Raw genomic sequence first — 17,197 nt, forward strand, 5'->3', positions numbered from 1 at the left:
TCAGCTCCTTACGGCGGTCACGGGAATCTTCTCGATCCTTATGGCCGACGCCTTGAACTCCGCCGTCCCCGCGATCGGGCAGTTCGCCTCGATCGTCAGGGAGTTGGTGTCCACCTCGTCGGGGAAGTGCATGGTCATGAAGGCGAGCCCCGGCCGCAGCCCGGGATCGATCCACACCGGCGCCACCACCGAGCCGCGCCGCGAGGTGACCCGCACCCGCTCCTCGGTCTCCACCCGGTAGCGGGCCGCGTCCTCCGGGCACAGCTCGATGTACTCGCCGCGCCGCAGCGGAGAGGCGAAACTCCCGCTCTGCACCCCGGTGTTGTACGAGTCCAGGCGGCGCCCGGTGGTGAGCCGGATCGGAAAGGCGTCATCGGTCAGATCGACCGGCGGATCGTGCTTCACCGGGCCGAAGGGGGCGAGGGCGCCGCGCCGCGCCGGATCGCCCTCCCACAGCCGGCCGTGCAGATAGGTGGGCTCGAGACGGTCGGTGCTGGGGCAGGGCCACTGGATGCCCTGGTGCTCCTCCAGCCGCTCGTAGGTCATGCCGAAGTGATCGGGGGAGACGGCCCGCAGCTCGTTCCACACCTCCTCCGCGCCCTCGAACTTCCAGTCGTGGCCGAGCCGCCGCGCCAGCTCGCAGATGATGTCGATGTCCTCGCGCGCCTCGCCCGGCGGCTCCACGGCCTTGCGCACCCGCTGGACGCGGCGCTCGCTGTTGGTGGTGGTGCCCTCCGTCTCGCACCAGCCGGCGGTCGCCGGGAGCACCACATCGGCCAACTCGGCGGTCCTGGTGAGGAAGATGTCCTGGACCACCAGGTGTTCCAGCGACTCCAGCCGCCGGACGGCCTGTTCGGTGTCGGCCTCGGACTGGGCCGGGTTCTCTCCGATGCAGTAGACGGCGCGCAGTTCGCCGGCCTCCATGGCCTCGAACATCTCGGTGAGGTTCAGCCCGTAGCGCGGCTGGATGACCACGTCCCAGGCGCGCTCGAACTTGGACCGGGTGGGCGGGTCCAGGATGTCCTGGAAGCCGGGCAGCCGGTTGGGGATGGCGCCCATGTCGCCGCCGCCCTGGACGTTGTTCTGGCCGCGCAGCGGCTGCAGTCCGCAGCCGTACCGGCCGACATGGCCGGTCAGCAGGGACAGATTGATCAGCGCCCGGACGTTGTCGGTGCCGTTGTGGTGCTCGGTGATGCCGAGCGTCCAGCAGAGCTGGGCGCGCTCGGCGGTGGCGTAGGCGTGCGCGAGATCGCGGATGGCGTCCGCGGGGACGCCTGTGACCTTCTCCGCGACGCTCGGGGTCCAGGGCTCCACATGGGCCGCGTACTCCTCGAAGCCGCTGGTGGCGCGCTCGATGAAGGAGCGGTTGGCGAGCCCCGCGTGGATGATCTCGCGGCCCACGGCGTGGGCGAGCGGGATGTCGGTGCCCACGTTGAGCCCCAGCCAGCTCTCGGCCCATTCGGCGGTCGAGGTGCGGCGCGGATCGACCGCGTACATCCGGGCGCCGTTGCGGATGCCCCTGAGGACATGCTGGAAGAAGATCGGGTGCGCGAAGCGGGCGTTGGAGCCCCACATCACGATGAGGTCGGTGTCCTCGACCTCCGCGTACGACGACGTGCCGCCGCCGGAGCCGAAGACGGCGGACAGCCCCGCGACGCTGGGCGCGTGGCAGGTGCGGTTGCAGGAGTCGACGTTGTTGGTGCCCATCACCACCCGGGCGAACTTCTGGGCCACGTAGTTCATCTCGTTGGTGGCGCGGGCGCAGGAGAACATGCCGAACGCGTCGGGCCCATGGGCCGCCGTCACGGCCCGGAACCCGGCGGTGGCCCGGCTGAGCGCCTCGTCCCAGGAAGCGCGGCGGAGTTCACCGCTGACCGAATCCCGCACCAGGGGGTGGGTCAGCCGCGGGTACTGCTTCTGCTGTCGGTTGCGCTGGCGGTTACGGGCCACGACGGGCTCCTTACGGCGGTCACGCCGCGGTGCGACGTGAGGGAACCGAACGTCCGGGTATCGTCGACAGGATATTGAATACAGTATGCCCTAGGAGGGGGTCAAGGAGTCGAACGACACCTCAACCCCCCTCCCGTCCGCCGGTGATGGGGCCCTGGGCGGTAATGGGCCCCGAACGGTGATGGGACGTCGGCCGGTTAAGAGAGCTCACCGGGGAAGCGAGCTCGGCCGGTACAGCGAGTTCGGCCAGTGAAGCCGGTCGTGCGAGTTCGGCTGGTGAAGCCGTTGCGCGAGTTCAGCCGGTGAAGCCGGTAAGGCGGGTTCAGCCCGTGAAGAGCTGTGTGGCCTTGCGGATGAGCTCGTAGACGCCGTACGCGAAGGGCAGCGCCACCCAGGCCCAGACGGCCACGGTCAGCGCGGTGCGATTGGTGGTGGGTTCGGTCATCGGTCCGCTCCCTTCTCGGCGGGCGCCGCCTCGGCGTCGGCCTTGGCGGTAGCCGGTTCGTGGAAGCGCGGATGGACCGGCCGTACCAGCTCGTTGGCGACGAAGCCGACGACCAGCAGCGCGATCATGATGGTGAGGGAGAGCGAGTACAGCTCGGGGCCGGTCTTCCCCGCCGCCTCCTGGTGGTCGGCCACCTTGTTGACGATGTACGGGCCGAGGACCCCGGCCACCGACCACGCGGTGAGCAGCCGGCCGTGGATCGCGCCCACCTGATAGGTGCCGAACAGGTCCTTCAGATACGCCGGAACGGTCGCGAACCCGCCCCCGTAGAAGGAGAGGATCACCAGCGCGCACACCACGAACAGGGGCTTGGAGGAGTCCCCGAGCTGCGCGATGGCCAGATACATCAGCGCGCCCACGCCCAGATAGATCCGGTACATGTTCTTGCGCCCGATGAGGTCGGACGTGGACGACCAGACCAGCCGCCCGGCCATGTTGGCAGCCGACAGCAGGGCGACGAAACCGGCCGCCGCGGTGGCGGTCACGGGGGTGTCGGTGTCCTTGAAGTAGTCGCCGATCATGGGCGCGGCCTTCTCCAGGATGCCGATGCCCGCCGTCACGTTCATGCACAGCACCACCCACAGACACCAGAACTGCGGGGTGCGCAGGGCGTTGCGCGCGGAGACGTCGGCCGCGCTGACCATGTGTCCCTGCTCCTGCGGCGGCTCCCAGCCGGCGGGCCGCCAGCCGTCGGCCGGTACCCGCACCAGCAGCACGCCGAGGGTCATGAAGACCGCGTAGGTCAGGCCGTGCACCAGGAAGGTGGCGGCGATGCCGCTGTTGTCGGTGCCGAAGCGCTCCATCAGCCAGCTCGACCAGGGCGAGGCGATCAGCGCACCGCCGCCGAAGCCCATGATGGCGATGCCGGTGGCCATGCCGGGCCGGTCGGGGAACCACTTCATGAGCGTGGAGACGGGGGAGATGTATCCGATGCCGAGACCGATCCCGCCGATGAACCCGTAGCCGAGGACGACCAGCCAGTACTGGCTGGTGGCGGCGCCGAGCGAGGCGACGAGGAAGCCGGAGGAGAAGCAGACGAGGGAGACGAACATCGCCCAGCGCGGGCCGTTGCGCTCGACCAGCGTCCCGCCGAAGGCGGCCGACAGGCCGAGCATCACGATGCCAAGCTGGAACGGGAGTGCGCTGGCCGTGCCCGAGAGGTCCATGGAGGATTCCAGGGGCGGCTTGAACACGCTCCAGGCATACGCCTGGCCGATGGAGAGATGGACGGCTAGGGCGGCCGGTGGCACCAGCCAGCGGCTCCAGCCCGGTGGGGCCAGGGTGCGCGAGCGATGCAACGGGCCGAGTCGATCATTGGTGAGCATGTGCCCGGACTTTAAGGATTGAACGAGGCAATGACTAGACGTAGAAGCGCCTGGGATGTGTCGGCCGCGTGGACGGGATGGGTAAACTGTAGACAATAACCAATCCGGGCATCCGGTGAACGGCGAGCCAGAGGGGGCGCGATGCTGTCCAGGGGACTGCCGTACGGCGCGGTACCGAAGCTGGAGCGGCCCGGTCCACTCCGCGAGCGCGTCTACGAGGCGCTGCTCGAACTCATCACCACCCGCGCCCTCCGTCCCGGTCAGCACCTCGTGGAGAGCGAGCTCGCCGGGCAGCTCGGGGTCTCCCGTCAGCCGGTGCGCGAGGCCCTCCAGCGGCTGAACACCGAAGGCTGGGTCGATCTGCGGCCCGCGCAGGGCGCGTTCGTCCACGAGCCCACCGAGGAGGAGGCCGATCAGCTCCTTACGGTGCGCACGCTCCTGGAGGCCGAGGCCGCCCGGCTGGCCGCCGCGGGGATCGACGCGGCCGGGGTCGCCGCGCTGGAGGATCTGTGCGCGAAGGGCGAGCGCGCGGTGCTGGACGACGATGTGGACGGCGCGGTGGCGGCGAACGCCGAATTCCACGCCAAGGTGATGGAGTTGGCCGGAAACGCGGTCCTGTCCGAGCTGGCCGCCCAGGTGGACCGCAGGGTCCGCTGGTACTACACCCCGGTCGCCCGTCAGCGCGGCAAGCAGTCCTGGATCGAGCACCGCGAGCTGATCGCGGCCATCACCGCCGGTGACGAACACGGGGCCACGGCAGTCATGCGCACCCACACCGAACACACCCGCCACACGTACCACGACCGCGAGCGGTCCTGACCCCTCCGCCCTGACCCCTCCGCCGCACCGGCCGTTGCCGGATGGCGTCAGTACGGGTGGCGTCATCCCCGAGCGGCGTCCATGCGCTCGACCGCTTCCTTGGCCTCCTTCAAATCGGCGTCGGTGAGCTGCCGGTAGACCTTGATGGCCTCGAGCTTCTTGCCCTCCCGCAGCAGGTCCGCCACCCGCTCCAGACCGGGCTCGGCCACCTGGATCTCCAGGTGGCCGAGGATCAGGTCCAGCTTGCGCTCGATGCGGTCCGCCCTGCGCTGGATCTTCTGAATCCTCGACTCCAGCAGCGGATACTGCAGAACGAGGGCCACGATCACGAGGTACGTCGCTATCTCCATGATCACCGATCGTAGTGGCCGAAGTGGCCGAACCCTTTCGCCGCTCCCGCGCTCCTGAGCCGGTGCCTCCCGGTGCTGTCCCGAAATCAACTCGGCTTTGTCCTGCGACAGGAGAAAGTCGTAGCCAATTGCGGCGCAAGTTCTTCCCACCCCCGACAACCGCTGCTACGTTCCCCGTGAAAGCCCGGTGACGTGGATGCCGATGACGGCGGGAGGGGCAGCGTGAGGCGCATGACGGCACGACCGGCGAACGCGCATCAGGCGCGACTGCTCCGTCTGCTGCGCGACGGCGGCCCCAACTCCCGTGCTCAGCTCGGCGATCAGATCGACCTCTCGCGTTCGAAGCTCGCCGTGGAGATCGACCGACTGCTGGAGACCGGACTGGTGGCCGCGGACGGGCTCGCGGCCTCGCGCGGCGGCCGGCGCTCGCACAACATCCGGCTCGCGCCCGGGCTGCGGCTGCTAGGCGTCGACATCGGCGCCACCTCCGTGGACGTCGCCGTGACCAATGCCGAACTGGAGATTCTCGGCCATCTCAACCAGCCCATGGATGTGCGCGAGGGACCCGTCGCGGTCTTCGAGCAGGTGCTGGACATGGCCGCGAAGCTCCGGGCCTCCGGGGTGGCCGAGGGGTTCGACGGGGCGGGCATAGGAGTGCCCGGCCCCGTGCGGTTCCCCGAGGGCGTGCCGGTGGCACCGCCGATCATGCCGGGGTGGGACGGCTTCCCCGTACGGGAGGCGCTCAGCCAGGAGCTGGGCTGCCCGGTGATGGTCGACAACGATGTGAACCTCATGGCGATGGGGGAGCAGCACGCCGGAGTCGCCCGTTCCGTCAAGGACTTCCTCTGCGTGAAGATCGGCACCGGTATCGGCTGCGGGATCGTCGTCGGCGGTGAGGTCTACCGCGGTACGACGGGCAGCGCGGGCGACATCGGCCACATCCAGGCCGAACCCGACGGCCGCCCCTGCGCCTGTGGCAACCACGGCTGCCTGGAGGCGTACTTCGGCGGCGCGGCGCTGGCCCGCGACGCCGAGGCGGCCGCCCGCGACGGCCGGTCCGCCGAACTCGCCGCCCGGCTGGAGGAGGTGGGCAGCCTCGCCGCCACGGACGTCGCCGCGGCGGCGTCGGCGGGCGACGCGACCGCCCTCGACCTCATCAGGGAGGGCGGCACCCGTACGGGCCAGGTCATCGCCGGGCTCGTCAGCTTCTTCAACCCCGGTCTGGTGGTCATCGGCGGCGGTGTCACCGGGCTCGGCCATACGCTGCTCGCCGCCATACGGACCCAGGTCTACCGCCAGTCCCTGCCCCTGGCCACCGGCAACCTCCCCATCGTGCTGGGCGAACTCGGCCCGGCCGCCGGGGTCACCGGCGCGGCCCGCCTGATCAGCGACCACCTCTTCTCACCGGCATGACGGCCCGACGACCTGATGGCTTGACGGCCTGATCCCGCCCGGCCACGGCCGGGTCCGTACCTCGGCACAGCGCAGCGCACGGCATCCGCACCGCCCTTCGACGTACGCCACGTCTAAGCACGAGCCGCACGACCGGCACCACCGGAGCACCACCCAGGTACCACCGAGCCGCACCACAGGGCACCACCGAGCCGCACCACCCGGTACCACTGAGCCGCACCACCCGGTACCACCGTGGCGGCGCGCCGTACCCCGGCACGCCCCGCACCTCACCACGGCACCACATCACCACATCACCGCTCCACCCAGCCCCAGCCCCAGCCCTATCCCCAGCCCCGCCGCGCGCCCGCAGCGGCTGCGGCACGCCCAGCGACCCGCACCGCATCGAGCGAACCCGCCGAGGAGGCCAGCCATGGCACCGGCACCACCCGACCCGCGCCCGCTGCTCACCATGTCCGCGATCACCAAGTCCTTCCCCGGCGTACGGGCCCTGGACGGCGTCGACCTCGATGTCGAAGCGGGCGAGGTGCACTGTCTGCTCGGCCAGAACGGCGCCGGCAAGTCCACCCTGATCAAGGTGGTCGCCGGGGCGCATCAGCCCGACAGCGGCGAGATCCTCTGGCGGGGCGCGCCGGTCACCCTCAAGTCGCCCATCGCCGCCATGCGCCTGGGGATCGCCACCATCTACCAGGAACTCGACCTGGTGGAGGGGCTGTCCGTCGCCGAGAACGTCTTCCTCGGCCATGAGATGGCCACCGCCGGGTTCGTCCGCTCCCGTGCGGCGCGCACCGCCACCGCCGCGCTCCTGACCCGGCTCGGGCATCCCGAGATCGACCCGGGGCGGCTGGTGGGGGAGCTGTCCGCGGCTGGGCAGCAGATCGTCTCGATGGCCCGCGCGCTCTCCCACGACGTCCAGTTGATCGTGATGGACGAGCCGTCCGCGGCCCTCGACCCCGACGAGGTCGACAACCTCTTCCGCATCGTCGGCGATCTCACCGCCGCCGGGGTCGCCGTCGTGTACATCTCGCACCGGCTGGAGGAGATTCGCCGGATCGGCGACCGCGTCACCGTGCTCAAGGACGGCCGCGCCGCGGCCCGCGGGCTGGACGCCCGCACCACCCCGACCCGCGAGGTCGTGGCCCTGATGACGGGCCGGGACGTGGAGTACGCGTTCCCCCGCCGCACCACGGCACCGCCGTCCGCCGGCGCCGCGCCCGTGCTGCGGCTGGAAAACCTCGGCAGGGCGGGGGAGTTCGAGCCGATCGACCTCGACGTGGCGCCCGGCGAGATCGTCGGGCTCGCCGGACTCGTCGGCTCCGGACGGTCCGAGATCCTGGAGACCGTCTACGGCGCCCGCCGTCCCACCTCGGGCCGGGTCCTGGTGGACGGCCGCGCGCTGCGCCCCGGCAGCGTGACGGCCGCCGTGCGCGCCGGGCTCGGGCTCGCCCCCGAGGAGCGCAAGGCGCAGGCGCTGCTGATGCTGGAGTCCGTCACCCGCAATGTCTCGGTCTCCTCGCTGCCCCGCTTCTCCCGCGCCGGGTGGGTGGACCGCGGCGCGGAGCGGGCGGCGGCCCGCCGGTGCGTCCGCGACCTGTCGCTGCACCCCGACGACCCGGAGCGGCCGGTGCGGACCCTGTCCGGCGGCAATCAGCAAAAGGCCGTGCTGGCCCGCTGGCTGCTGCGCGGCTGCCGGGTGCTGCTGCTGGACGAGCCGACGCGCGGGGTGGATGTCGGCGCCCGCGCCGAGCTGTACGCCGTGATCCGCCGACTCGCCGACGACGGCATGGCCGTCCTTCTCGTCTCCAGCGAACTGCCCGAAGTCCTGGGCCTCGCCGACCGGGTGCTGGTGCTCCGCGAGGGCCGCGTCGTCCATACGGCGCCCGCGCGGGAGCTGGACGAACACCGTGTCCTCGATCTCGTCATGGAAGGGAGCCCGTCGTGAACTCACCCGGGAGCACGCCGGCGTCCAGCCCCCCGGCCGACCCCGCGCCGGTACCGGGCGCGGGCGCCACGCTGACGGCCGGTCCGGTCGGCAAACCGCCGGCCGGCCGCACCGGCACCGATCCGCTGAGCAGGCTGCGGCGCCTGGCCGACCTGCGCAACCTCTCCCTCGTCGGAGTGCTGGCGGTGCTGATCATCGTCGGCGGCTTCACCAAGCCCGACGAGTTCCTCAGCACCGACAACCTCCAGCTCGTGCTCACCCAGGCGTCCGTCATCGGCGTCGTCACCGTCGGCGTGACCTTCGTCATCACCAGCGGCGGCATCGATCTGTCGGTCGGCGCGATGGTCTCCCTCGCCTCGGTGTGGGCCACCACGCTCGCCACCCAGGACTACGGACTCGGCGGCATCCTGCTGTGCGCGGTCCTGGTGGGGCTCGGCTGCGGACTGGTCAACGGGGTGCTCATCGCGTACGGCGGGATGGTCCCGTTCATCGCCACCCTCGCGATGCTCGCCTCCGCCCGCGGGCTCGCCCTGCAGATCAGCGACGGCAGGACCCAGGTCGTCACCGTCAACCCGGTCCTGGACCTCGGGCTCCCGGACTCCTACGTCCTCGGCATACCGCCGCTGGTGATCATCTTCGCCGCCGTGACGGTCCTCGGCTGGCTGGTGCTCAACCGCACGACGTTCGGCCGGCGCACCGTCGCCATCGGCGGCAACGCGGAGGCGGCCCGGCTCGCGGGCATCGACGTCAAACGGCAGCGGCTGATGCTGTATCTGCTCTCCGGGCTGTGCTGCGGTGTCGCCGCCTTCATGCTGGTCGTCCTCACCGGCTCCGGCCAGAACACCAACGGCAACCTGTACGAACTCGACGCCATCGCCGCCGCGATCATCGGCGGCACGCTGCTCACCGGCGGTCGCGGCACCATCACCGGCTCCGTCCTCGGCGTCCTCGTCTTCACCACCATCACCAATCTGTTCGCCCTGAACAACCTTCAGAGCGATGTCCAGCAGATCGCCAAGGGCGCGATCATCGTCGCCGCCGTCCTGGTACAGAAGGGTCGTTCGACGCCATGAGGTACCCCGAGAGCTCCTCCCCCACCAGTCGCAGAAACCTGCTCCTGGGCACCGCCGCGGCGGGCGCGCTGTTCGCCGCCGGGTGCACCAGCAACGAGAACAACGACAGCGGCGAGAACAGCAAGCAGGCCGCGAACACCGCCAATGACAAGCCCGGTAAGGCGGTCACCATCGGCTTCGCCGGGCCCCAGGCCGACCACGGCTGGCTCAACGCCATCAACCAGCAGGCCAAGCGGCGCGCCAAGGAGTACAAGGACGTCACGCTGGAGATCACCGAGGGCTCCAACGACACCGCCCAGCAGATCGGGCAGATCGAGACCCTCATCAACAAGAAGGTCGACGTCCTGGTCATCCTGCCGGCCGACGGCAAGGCGCTGACCCAGGTCGGGCTCAAGGCGATGCGGGCGGGCATCCCGGTCGTCAACCTCGACCGCGTCTTCGCCTCCCCGCAGGCGTACCGCTGCTGGATCGGCGGCGACAACTACGGCATGGGCCTCAACGCCGGGCGCTACATCGGCGAGCAGCTCAAGGGCAAGAAGAACGCCAAGGTCATCGAGTTGGCCGGGATCGACAACCTGGAGCTGACCCGGCAGCGCACCGCGGGCTTCGACGACGCCCTGAAGAACTACCCGAACATCAAGAAGGTCGGCCGCCAGGCCGCCGAGTTCACCGTCGAGTCGGGTCAGTCGAAGATGGCCCAGCTCCTCCAGGCCCACTCCGACTTCGACGCCCTGTGGAACCACGACGACGACCAGGGCGTCGGCGCCGAGCGCGCCATCAAGCAGGCCGGGCGCGATGACTTCCTCATGGTCGGCGGCGCGGGCGCCAAGCACGCCATGGACGCCATCAAGGCCGGCAACACCGTGCTGAAGGCCACCGTGCTCTACCCGCCGACCATGGCCGCCTCCGCCATCGACCTCGCCCGCGCGCTCGGCCAGGGCAAGGGCGTCGGCGGCCTCGCGGAGCTGGAGATCCCGGCCTCCCTCACGCTCTACTCCGCCGTCGTCACCAAGGACAACGTGGACGAATACCTCCCCACGGGATTCAGCTGAGCCCGATAGAGGGCCAGACCCCCCACCTCGCGTCGGTTTGCGATCGTCAGAAGGAGTCCCATGGAAAGTCCTGAAGCGAAGACGCTCGGCGTCGGCATGGTCGGTTACGCCTTCATGGGCGCCGCACACTCCCAGGGCTGGCGTACCGTCGGCCGTGTCTTCGACCTGCCCGCGCGCCCCGTGATGTCCGCCATCTGCGGGCGCGACGCGGACGCCGTACGGAGGGCCGCGGACCGGCACGGCTGGGCCGCGGCCGAGACCGACTGGCGGTCGATGATCGCCCGGGACGATGTGCAGTTGGTCGACGTCTGCACCCCCGGCGACAGCCATGCCGAGATCGCCATCGCGGCCCTGGAGGCGGGCAAGCACGTGCTGTGCGAGAAGCCGCTCGCCAACTCCGTGACCGAGGCGCAGGCCATGGTGGAGGCGGCGCGGCGGGCAAGGGAGCGCGGACAGGTGGCGATGGTGGGCTTCAACTACCGTCGCGCGCCCGCGATCGCCTACGCCCGCCGGATGGTGGAGCGGGGGCGGCTCGGCGTGCTGCGGCACGTACGGGTCACCTATCTGCAGGACTGGATCGTCGACCCGGAGTTCCCCCTGGTGTGGCGGCTGCGGCGGGAGTACGCGGGCTCCGGCGCGCTCGGTGACCTGGGCTCGCACATCGTCGACCTGGCGCAGTATCTGGCGGGGGAGCGGCTGATCGGCGTCTCGGCGCTCACCGAGACGTTCATCCGGGAGCGGCCGCTGCCGGCCGGTGCGGTGGCGGGGCTCGGCGGCTCCGGGGCGGGCGGGGCGGCGCGCGGACCGGTCACGGTCGATGACGCGGCGCTGTTCACCGGGCGGTTCGGCTCCGGTGCGGTGGCGTCGTTCGAGGCCAGCCGCTTCGCCGCGGGCCGTAAGAACTCGCTCAGGATCGAGCTCAACGGCGATCACGGCTCGCTCGCCTTCGATCTGGAACGGCTCAATGAGCTGTCCTTCCACGATCACACCGAGCCCGCCGCCGACTCCGGCTTCCGCCGGATCCTGGTGACCGAGCCCGAGCACCCCTACCTGGACGCGTGGTGGCCGCCGGGCCACGCCCTCGGCTACGAGCACACCTTCGTCCACCAGGCGCGGGACATGGTGCTCGCGGTCGCCGAGGGGACCGGACCCGAGCCGTCCTTCGAGGACGGGCTGCAGGTGCAGCGGGTGCTCGCGGCCGTCGAGGAGAGCGCGGAGAAGAACTGCGTCTACACCCCCGTACCCGTCTGAGAAAGGAGGCCGGAATGTCCAGACCCTTCACGCTCTTCACCGGCCAGTGGGCCGACCTTCCCCTGGAGGAGGTCTGCCGGCTGGCCCGCGACTTCGGCTACGACGGCCTGGAACTCGCCTGCTGGGGCGACCACTTCGAGGTGGACCGGGCGCTCGGCGAGCCCGGCTATCTGGATGGGCGCCACAGTCTGCTGGAGAAGTACGGCCTGAAGTGCTTCGCCGTCTCCAACCATCTGGTCGGCCAGGCCGTGTGCGACTCGCCCATCGACGAGCGCCACCAGGCCATCCTGCCCGCCCGGATCTGGGGTGACGGCGAGGCCGAGGGCGTCCGGCGGCGGGCCGCCGCCGAGATGGCCGACACCGCCCGCGCCGCGGCCGCCTTCGGGGTCCGCACCGTCATCGGCTTCACCGGCTCCTCCATCTGGCATCTGGTGGCGATGTTCCCGCCGGTGGTGCCGGGGATGATCGAACGGGGCTACGAGGACTTCGCCGAGCGCTGGAACCCGATCCTCGACGTCTTCGACGCCGAGGGCGTGCGCTTCGCCCACGAGGTGCACCCCAGCGAGATCGCCTACGACTACTGGACCACCCACCAGGCCCTGGAGGTGCTCGGCCACCGCCCCGCCTTCGGGCTCAACTTCGACCCCAGCCACTTCGTCTGGCAGGACCTGGACCCCGTCGGCTTCCTGTGGGACTTCCGGGACCGGATCTACCACGTCGACTGCAAGGAGGCCCGGAAGCGGCTGGACGGCCGCAACGGCCGCCTCGGCTCCCATCTGCCCTGGGGCGATCCCCGCCGCGGCTGGGACTTCGTCTCGGCGGGCCACGGCGATGTGCCGTGGGAGGACGTGTTCCGGATGCTGCGCTCGATCGGATACGACGGTCCGGTGTCGGTCGAGTGGGAGGACGCCGGGATGGACCGGCTCACCGGCGCCCCGGAGGCGCTGGCCCGGCTGAAGCACTTCGACTTCGACCCGCCGACGGCGTCGTTCGACGCGGCCTTCGGAGGCGGCGAGAAGTAGCCCGGCCCGTCCGGCGATCGAGGACCCGCCCCAAGGGGGGCCCTGGGTGGGGGACCGCACACCGCGCCCCCACCCAGCTTTGTCCTGCCCGTGGATGAAGCAGGGCCTACTTTGCGTCAAAGGGGTTTCCGAACCGGACAAACACCGCTACGGTCCTTGAGATGTACCGGTCACATAGGGGCCCCTCGCCCCGGACCGGTCATCCCGGCGCGACGGCGCGCGCCTGTGCCAGTCACGGCGGCCTGACGGCCCGCCCGTACACCCCCTCTTTCCACGGAGGATCAGCGTGCACAGGAAAAGGCTTCGACTGCGCGGACCCCTCGCGCTCGTCACGAGCGCCCTGCTCGTCGGCGCGGGGCTCGCGCTCACCGCTCCGCCGGCGGGCGCGGATCAACCGGCCCCGGCCGCCGAGGAGTTCCAGCAGGTCACCCTCGCCAAGGGCGAGCCCGAGATGGGCGAGCCGATGACCCTGGCGGTGCTGCCCGACCGTTCGGTGCTGCACACCTCCCGCGACGGCACCCTGCGGCTGACGGACGCGGGCGGCAACACCACGGTCGCGGGGAAGATCCCGGTCTACACCCACGACGAGGAAGGGCTCCAGGGCGTCGGCGTCGACCCGGGGTTCAGCGACAACCGCGCCATCTACCTGTACTACGCCCCGCCGCTGGACACCCCCGCCGGCGACGCGCCCGACAACGGCACCCCGGCGGACTTCGCCAAGTTCGACGGCCTCAACCGGCTGTCCCGCTTCGTGCTGAAGACCGACGGCACCCTCGACCTGGCCAGCGAGAAGAAGGTGCTGGAGATCCCCACCTCCCGCGGCACCTGCTGCCACGTCGGCGGTGACATCGACTTCGACGCACAGGGCAACCTGTACCTGTCCACCGGCGACGACACCAACCCGTTCGCCTCCGACGGCTACTCGCCCATCGACGAGCGGTCCGACCGCAACCCGGCCTACGACGCCCAGCGCTCGGCCGCCAACACCAACGACCTGCGCGGCAAGATCCTGCGCATCAAGGTCGCCGACGACGGCTCGTACACCGTCCCGGACGGCAACCTCTTCGCGCCGGGCACCGACAAGACCCGGCCCGAGATCTACGCGATGGGCTTCCGCAACCCCTTCCGGCTGAGCGTCGACAAGCCCACCGGCACCGTCTACGTCGGCGACTACGGACCGGACGCGGGCGCCGCCGACCCGAAGCGCGGCCCCGGCGGGCAGGTGGAGTTCGCCCGGGTCACCAAGGCGGGCAACTTCGGCTGGCCGTACTGCACCGGCAAGAACGACGCCTACGTCGACTACGACTTCGCCACCGGCGCCTCCGGCTCCGCCTTCGACTGCGCCGCCCCGAAGAACGCCTCCCCGCACAACACCGGCCTCACCGACCTGCCGCCCGCCCAGGAGGCGTGGATCCCCTACGACGGCGCCTCGGTGCCCGAGTTCGGCGACGGCTCGGAATCCCCGATGGGCGGCCCGGTCTACCGCTACGACGCCTCGCTGGACTCCCCGGTGAAGTTCCCCGAGAGCTACGACGGGAACTTCTTCGCGGGCGAGTTCGGCCGCCGCTGGATCAAGCGGATCGAGCAGGGCACCGACGGCACCGTCCAGAAGATCAACGACTTCCCGTGGGCCGGCACCCAGGTGATGGACATGGCCTTCGGCCCGGACGGCGCCCTGTACGTCCTGGACTACGGCACCGGCTACTTCAACGGCGACGAGAACTCCGCCCTGTACCGGATCGAGAACGCCACCGGCGGCCACGCCCCCATCGTGGAGGCGAGCGCCTCGGTGACCAGCGGCCAGGCCCCGCTGACCACCGAGTTCACCGCCAAGGCCACCGACGCCGACGGCGACCAGCTCAGCTACGCGTGGGACTTCGGTGACGGCGCCACCTCCACCGAGCAGAACCCCTCCCACACCTACGACAAGAACGGCACCTACACCGCGACGGTGACCGCCACCGACGCCGGCGGGCTCACCGCCACCGCCGGCGCACACGTCACCGTCGGCAACACCGCACCGAAGGTGACCCTGGAACTGCCCGGTGACGGCCAGTTGTTCACCTTCGGCGACAAGGTGCCGTTCAAGGTGACCGTGACCGACCCCGAGGACGGAACGGTCGACTGCTCCAAGGTGAAGGTCACCCACATCCTCGGCCACGACAGCCACGGCCACCCGGTCACCTCGGCCAACGGCTGCGAGGGCACCCTCCAGACGTCCGCCGACAGCGAGCACGACCCCAACGCCAACGTCTTCGGGGTCTTCGACGCCGAGTACACCGACCAGGGCGGGGGCGGCCAGCCGCCGCTGACCACCCACGACCAGAACATCACTCAGCCCAAGCACCGGCAGGCCGAGCACTACGGCGACTCGCAGGGCGTCGACGTGATCAACCACACCCCGGCCAACGGCGGCAAGACGGTCGGCAACATCGAAAACGGGGACTGGATCGCCTTCACCCCCTACCTGCTCGCCAATGCCAAGGACCTCACCGCGCGCGTCTCCTCCGCGGGCGCCGGCGGCACGCTGGAGGTCCGCGCCGGATCCCCGACCGGCACGCTGCTCGGCAGCGCCACCGTGCCGGTGACCGGCGACTGGGAGACCTTCCAGGACGTCACGACGCCACTGCGGAACCCGCCGGCCGAGACCACCAAGCTCTACCTGGTGTTCACTGGCGGCGCGGGAGCGCTCTTCGACGTGGACGACTTCACCATCGGCACCGGCTGACGACCGGCGCCGGGGGCGGCTCGGGCCGCCCCCGGCCCCGGGGTCCGGGAACAAGGAGCCCGACGCTTATGGACTCGCACCTTTCCCCCACACCGTCCGGACCGCCCGGACCGAGACGGCGTTTCCCCCTCCCGCGCGCTTCCCGCGCCTCCTGCACGACGCGTGCGACGCGTACGACCCGTGCAACTCGTACGGCCCGTACGACGCGTACTCCCCGGGCCACCGGGCGGCTCGCGGTCGTGGCGGCCGCACTCCTGCTCGCCGCCATGGCCCTCCCCGCGGCGTCCGCCGCACCCGCCACGTCCTCGCCCGCGGCCGACGACGACCGCGTCCTGGTCTTCTCCAAGACCGCGGGCTTCCGCCACGACTCCATCCCCGACGGCATCGCCGCGATCCAGGACCTCGGCGCCCAGGGCGGCTTCGCCGTCGACGCCACCGAGGACGCGGCCGCCTTCAGCCCCGGCAACCTCGCCCGCTACGACGCGGTGGTGTTCCTCTCCACCACCGGCGATGTCCTCGACGCCACCCAGCAGTCCGCCTTCGAGGGCTACATCCAGGCCGGCGGCGGCTACGTCGGTGTGCACGCCGCCGCCGACACCGAGTACGACTGGGCGTTCTACGGCGGCCTGGCCGGCGCGTACTTCCAGTCCCACCCCGCCATCCAGCCCGCCACCGTGGACGTCGAGGACCGCGCCCACCCCGCCACCGCGCACCTGGGCGCCACCTGGGACCGCACCGACGAGTGGTACAACTACCGCACCAACCCCCGCGAGCGGGCCCATGTCCTCGCCACCCTCGACGAGTCCTCGTACCAGGGCGGCTCGATGGGCGAGGACCACCCGATCGCCTGGTGCCAGGAGTACCAGGGCGGCCGCGCCTTCTACACCGGCTTCGGTCACACCAAGGAGTCCTACACCGACCCCGCCTTCCGGCAGCACCTGCTCGGCGGCATCCGCTACGCCACCGGCGCAGCGCACGCCGACTGCCGCCCCGAACAGGGCTACCAGAGCCTGTTCGACGGCAGCTCCACGGCGGGCTGGAAGCAGGCGGGCCCCGGCGCGTTCACCCTCGATCCGGCCGCCGGGACCCTGACCTCCACCGGCGGCATGGGCATGCTCTGGTACGAGGCGCGCGAGCTGCACGCGTACTCGCTCAAGCTGGACTGGAAGGTCGCCGGCGACGACAACTCCGGCGTCTTCGTGGGCTTCCCGCCCTCCGACGACCCCTGGTCGGCGGTCGACAACGGCTACGAGGTGCAGATCGACGCCACGGATACCCCCGATCACACCACCGGCTCGGTCTACGGCTTCCAGTCCGCCGACCTCGCCAAGCGGGACGCGGCGCTGAACCCGCCGGGGGAGTGGAACACCTACGAGATCCGGGTCGAGGGCGAACGGCTGCGGATCTGGCTGAACGGCGTGCAGATCAACGACTTCACCAACCCCGACCCGGCGCGCAGCCTGCTCCAGGGCTACGTCGGCATCCAGAACCACGGGGACGGCGACGAGGTCTCCTTCCGCAACATCCGCGTCAAGGACCTGCCGGTGAGGGGCGGCGGCCACCACCACCGCTAGGCGCGGCCCCGATTCGCCGTCCCGACGGCCCGAGGGGAGCCGTGGGGGCGGCGTGGCGGCGGGCAGGAGTACGCCGCCTCCTTCCCGCCGCCACCTCGACCACCCACCCGGGGGCAGGACACCGGGGCCCACCCGCCCCGGCTCCGGCTCTCGGGCTGGGCTCTGCCCGGGCTGCCCGTCCCGGTCCCGGCCA

General features: G+C 70.9%; 13 protein-coding genes. 9 read left to right on the forward strand and 4 right to left on the reverse strand.

Annotated elements, in window-relative coordinates; translation table 11 throughout:
• From STRVI_RS11590 to STRVI_RS11595, 3 genes are all read right to left on the reverse strand, one after another.
• Entirely contained in the window at positions 1-1,950 is a 1,950-nt protein-coding gene (locus STRVI_RS11590; RefSeq protein ID WP_014055835.1) for a molybdopterin oxidoreductase family protein, read from the reverse strand.
• A gap of 322 nt (positions 1,951-2,272) precedes the next feature.
• Positions 2,273-2,395 carry an MFS transporter small subunit gene (locus tag STRVI_RS55515; protein ID WP_014055836.1) on the reverse strand — a complete coding sequence of 41 codons (123 nt, stop codon included), beginning with the start codon at positions 2,393-2,395 and terminating at the stop codon, positions 2,273-2,275.
• A complete protein-coding gene (locus STRVI_RS11595; protein ID WP_014055837.1) occupies positions 2,392-3,780 on the reverse strand; it encodes an L-lactate MFS transporter in 1,389 nt (462 codons plus the stop codon). The genes STRVI_RS55515 and STRVI_RS11595 overlap by 4 nt, the downstream gene beginning before the upstream one ends.
• A gap of 141 nt (positions 3,781-3,921) precedes the next feature.
• Between STRVI_RS11595 and STRVI_RS11600 the strand changes: the two genes are divergently transcribed.
• On the forward strand, positions 3,922-4,599 hold the full coding sequence (locus STRVI_RS11600; RefSeq protein WP_014055838.1) for a GntR family transcriptional regulator: 678 nt from the start codon (positions 3,922-3,924) through the stop codon (positions 4,597-4,599).
• A gap of 62 nt (positions 4,600-4,661) precedes the next feature.
• Here STRVI_RS11600 and STRVI_RS11605 read toward each other — a convergent pair whose 3' ends face one another.
• Complete coding sequence (locus STRVI_RS11605; RefSeq protein WP_014055839.1) at positions 4,662-4,949, reverse strand: hypothetical protein; 288 nt, start codon at positions 4,947-4,949, stop codon at positions 4,662-4,664.
• Between the two features lie 231 nt (positions 4,950-5,180).
• Here STRVI_RS11605 and STRVI_RS11610 point away from each other — a divergent pair, with 231 nt between their 5' ends.
• The 8 genes from STRVI_RS11610 to STRVI_RS11645 all read left to right on the forward strand — a co-directional run bounded on the left by STRVI_RS11610 (position 5,181) and on the right by STRVI_RS11645 (position 17,004).
• Positions 5,181-6,362, forward strand: a complete 1,182-nt coding sequence (locus tag STRVI_RS11610; protein ID WP_043235769.1) for an ROK family transcriptional regulator — start codon at positions 5,181-5,183, stop codon at positions 6,360-6,362.
• Positions 6,363-6,774: 412 nt separating this feature from the next.
• On the forward strand, positions 6,775-8,304 hold the full coding sequence (locus tag STRVI_RS11615) for a sugar ABC transporter ATP-binding protein (RefSeq protein ID WP_014055841.1): 1,530 nt from the start codon (positions 6,775-6,777) through the stop codon (positions 8,302-8,304).
• Positions 8,301-9,377 carry an ABC transporter permease gene (locus tag STRVI_RS11620; RefSeq protein WP_014055842.1) on the forward strand — a complete coding sequence of 359 codons (1,077 nt, stop codon included), beginning with the start codon at positions 8,301-8,303 and terminating at the stop codon, positions 9,375-9,377. The genes STRVI_RS11615 and STRVI_RS11620 overlap by 4 nt, the downstream gene beginning before the upstream one ends.
• Complete coding sequence (locus tag STRVI_RS11625; protein ID WP_014055843.1) at positions 9,374-10,429, forward strand: substrate-binding domain-containing protein; 1,056 nt, start codon at positions 9,374-9,376, stop codon at positions 10,427-10,429. The genes STRVI_RS11620 and STRVI_RS11625 overlap by 4 nt, the downstream gene beginning before the upstream one ends.
• 60 nt (positions 10,430-10,489) lie before the next feature.
• On the forward strand, positions 10,490-11,680 hold the full coding sequence (locus tag STRVI_RS11630; protein WP_014055844.1) for a Gfo/Idh/MocA family protein: 1,191 nt from the start codon (positions 10,490-10,492) through the stop codon (positions 11,678-11,680).
• Positions 11,681-11,694: 14 nt separating this feature from the next.
• A complete protein-coding gene (locus STRVI_RS11635; RefSeq protein ID WP_014055845.1) occupies positions 11,695-12,702 on the forward strand; it encodes a sugar phosphate isomerase/epimerase family protein in 1,008 nt (335 codons plus the stop codon).
• Positions 12,703-12,988: 286 nt separating this feature from the next.
• Positions 12,989-15,430 (forward strand): PQQ-dependent sugar dehydrogenase, encoded by a 2,442-nt coding sequence (locus STRVI_RS11640; protein ID WP_014055846.1) that lies wholly within the window; start codon positions 12,989-12,991, stop codon positions 15,428-15,430.
• Between the two features lie 266 nt (positions 15,431-15,696).
• On the forward strand, positions 15,697-17,004 hold the full coding sequence (locus STRVI_RS11645) for a ThuA domain-containing protein (RefSeq protein ID WP_106685866.1): 1,308 nt from the start codon (positions 15,697-15,699) through the stop codon (positions 17,002-17,004).
• Positions 17,005-17,197: the final 193 nt, after the last annotated feature.

Origin of the sequence: Streptomyces violaceusniger Tu 4113 (genome assembly GCF_000147815.2) — a bacterium.
Taxonomy (GTDB): Bacteria; Actinomycetota; Actinomycetes; order Streptomycetales; family Streptomycetaceae; genus Streptomyces; species Streptomyces violaceusniger_A.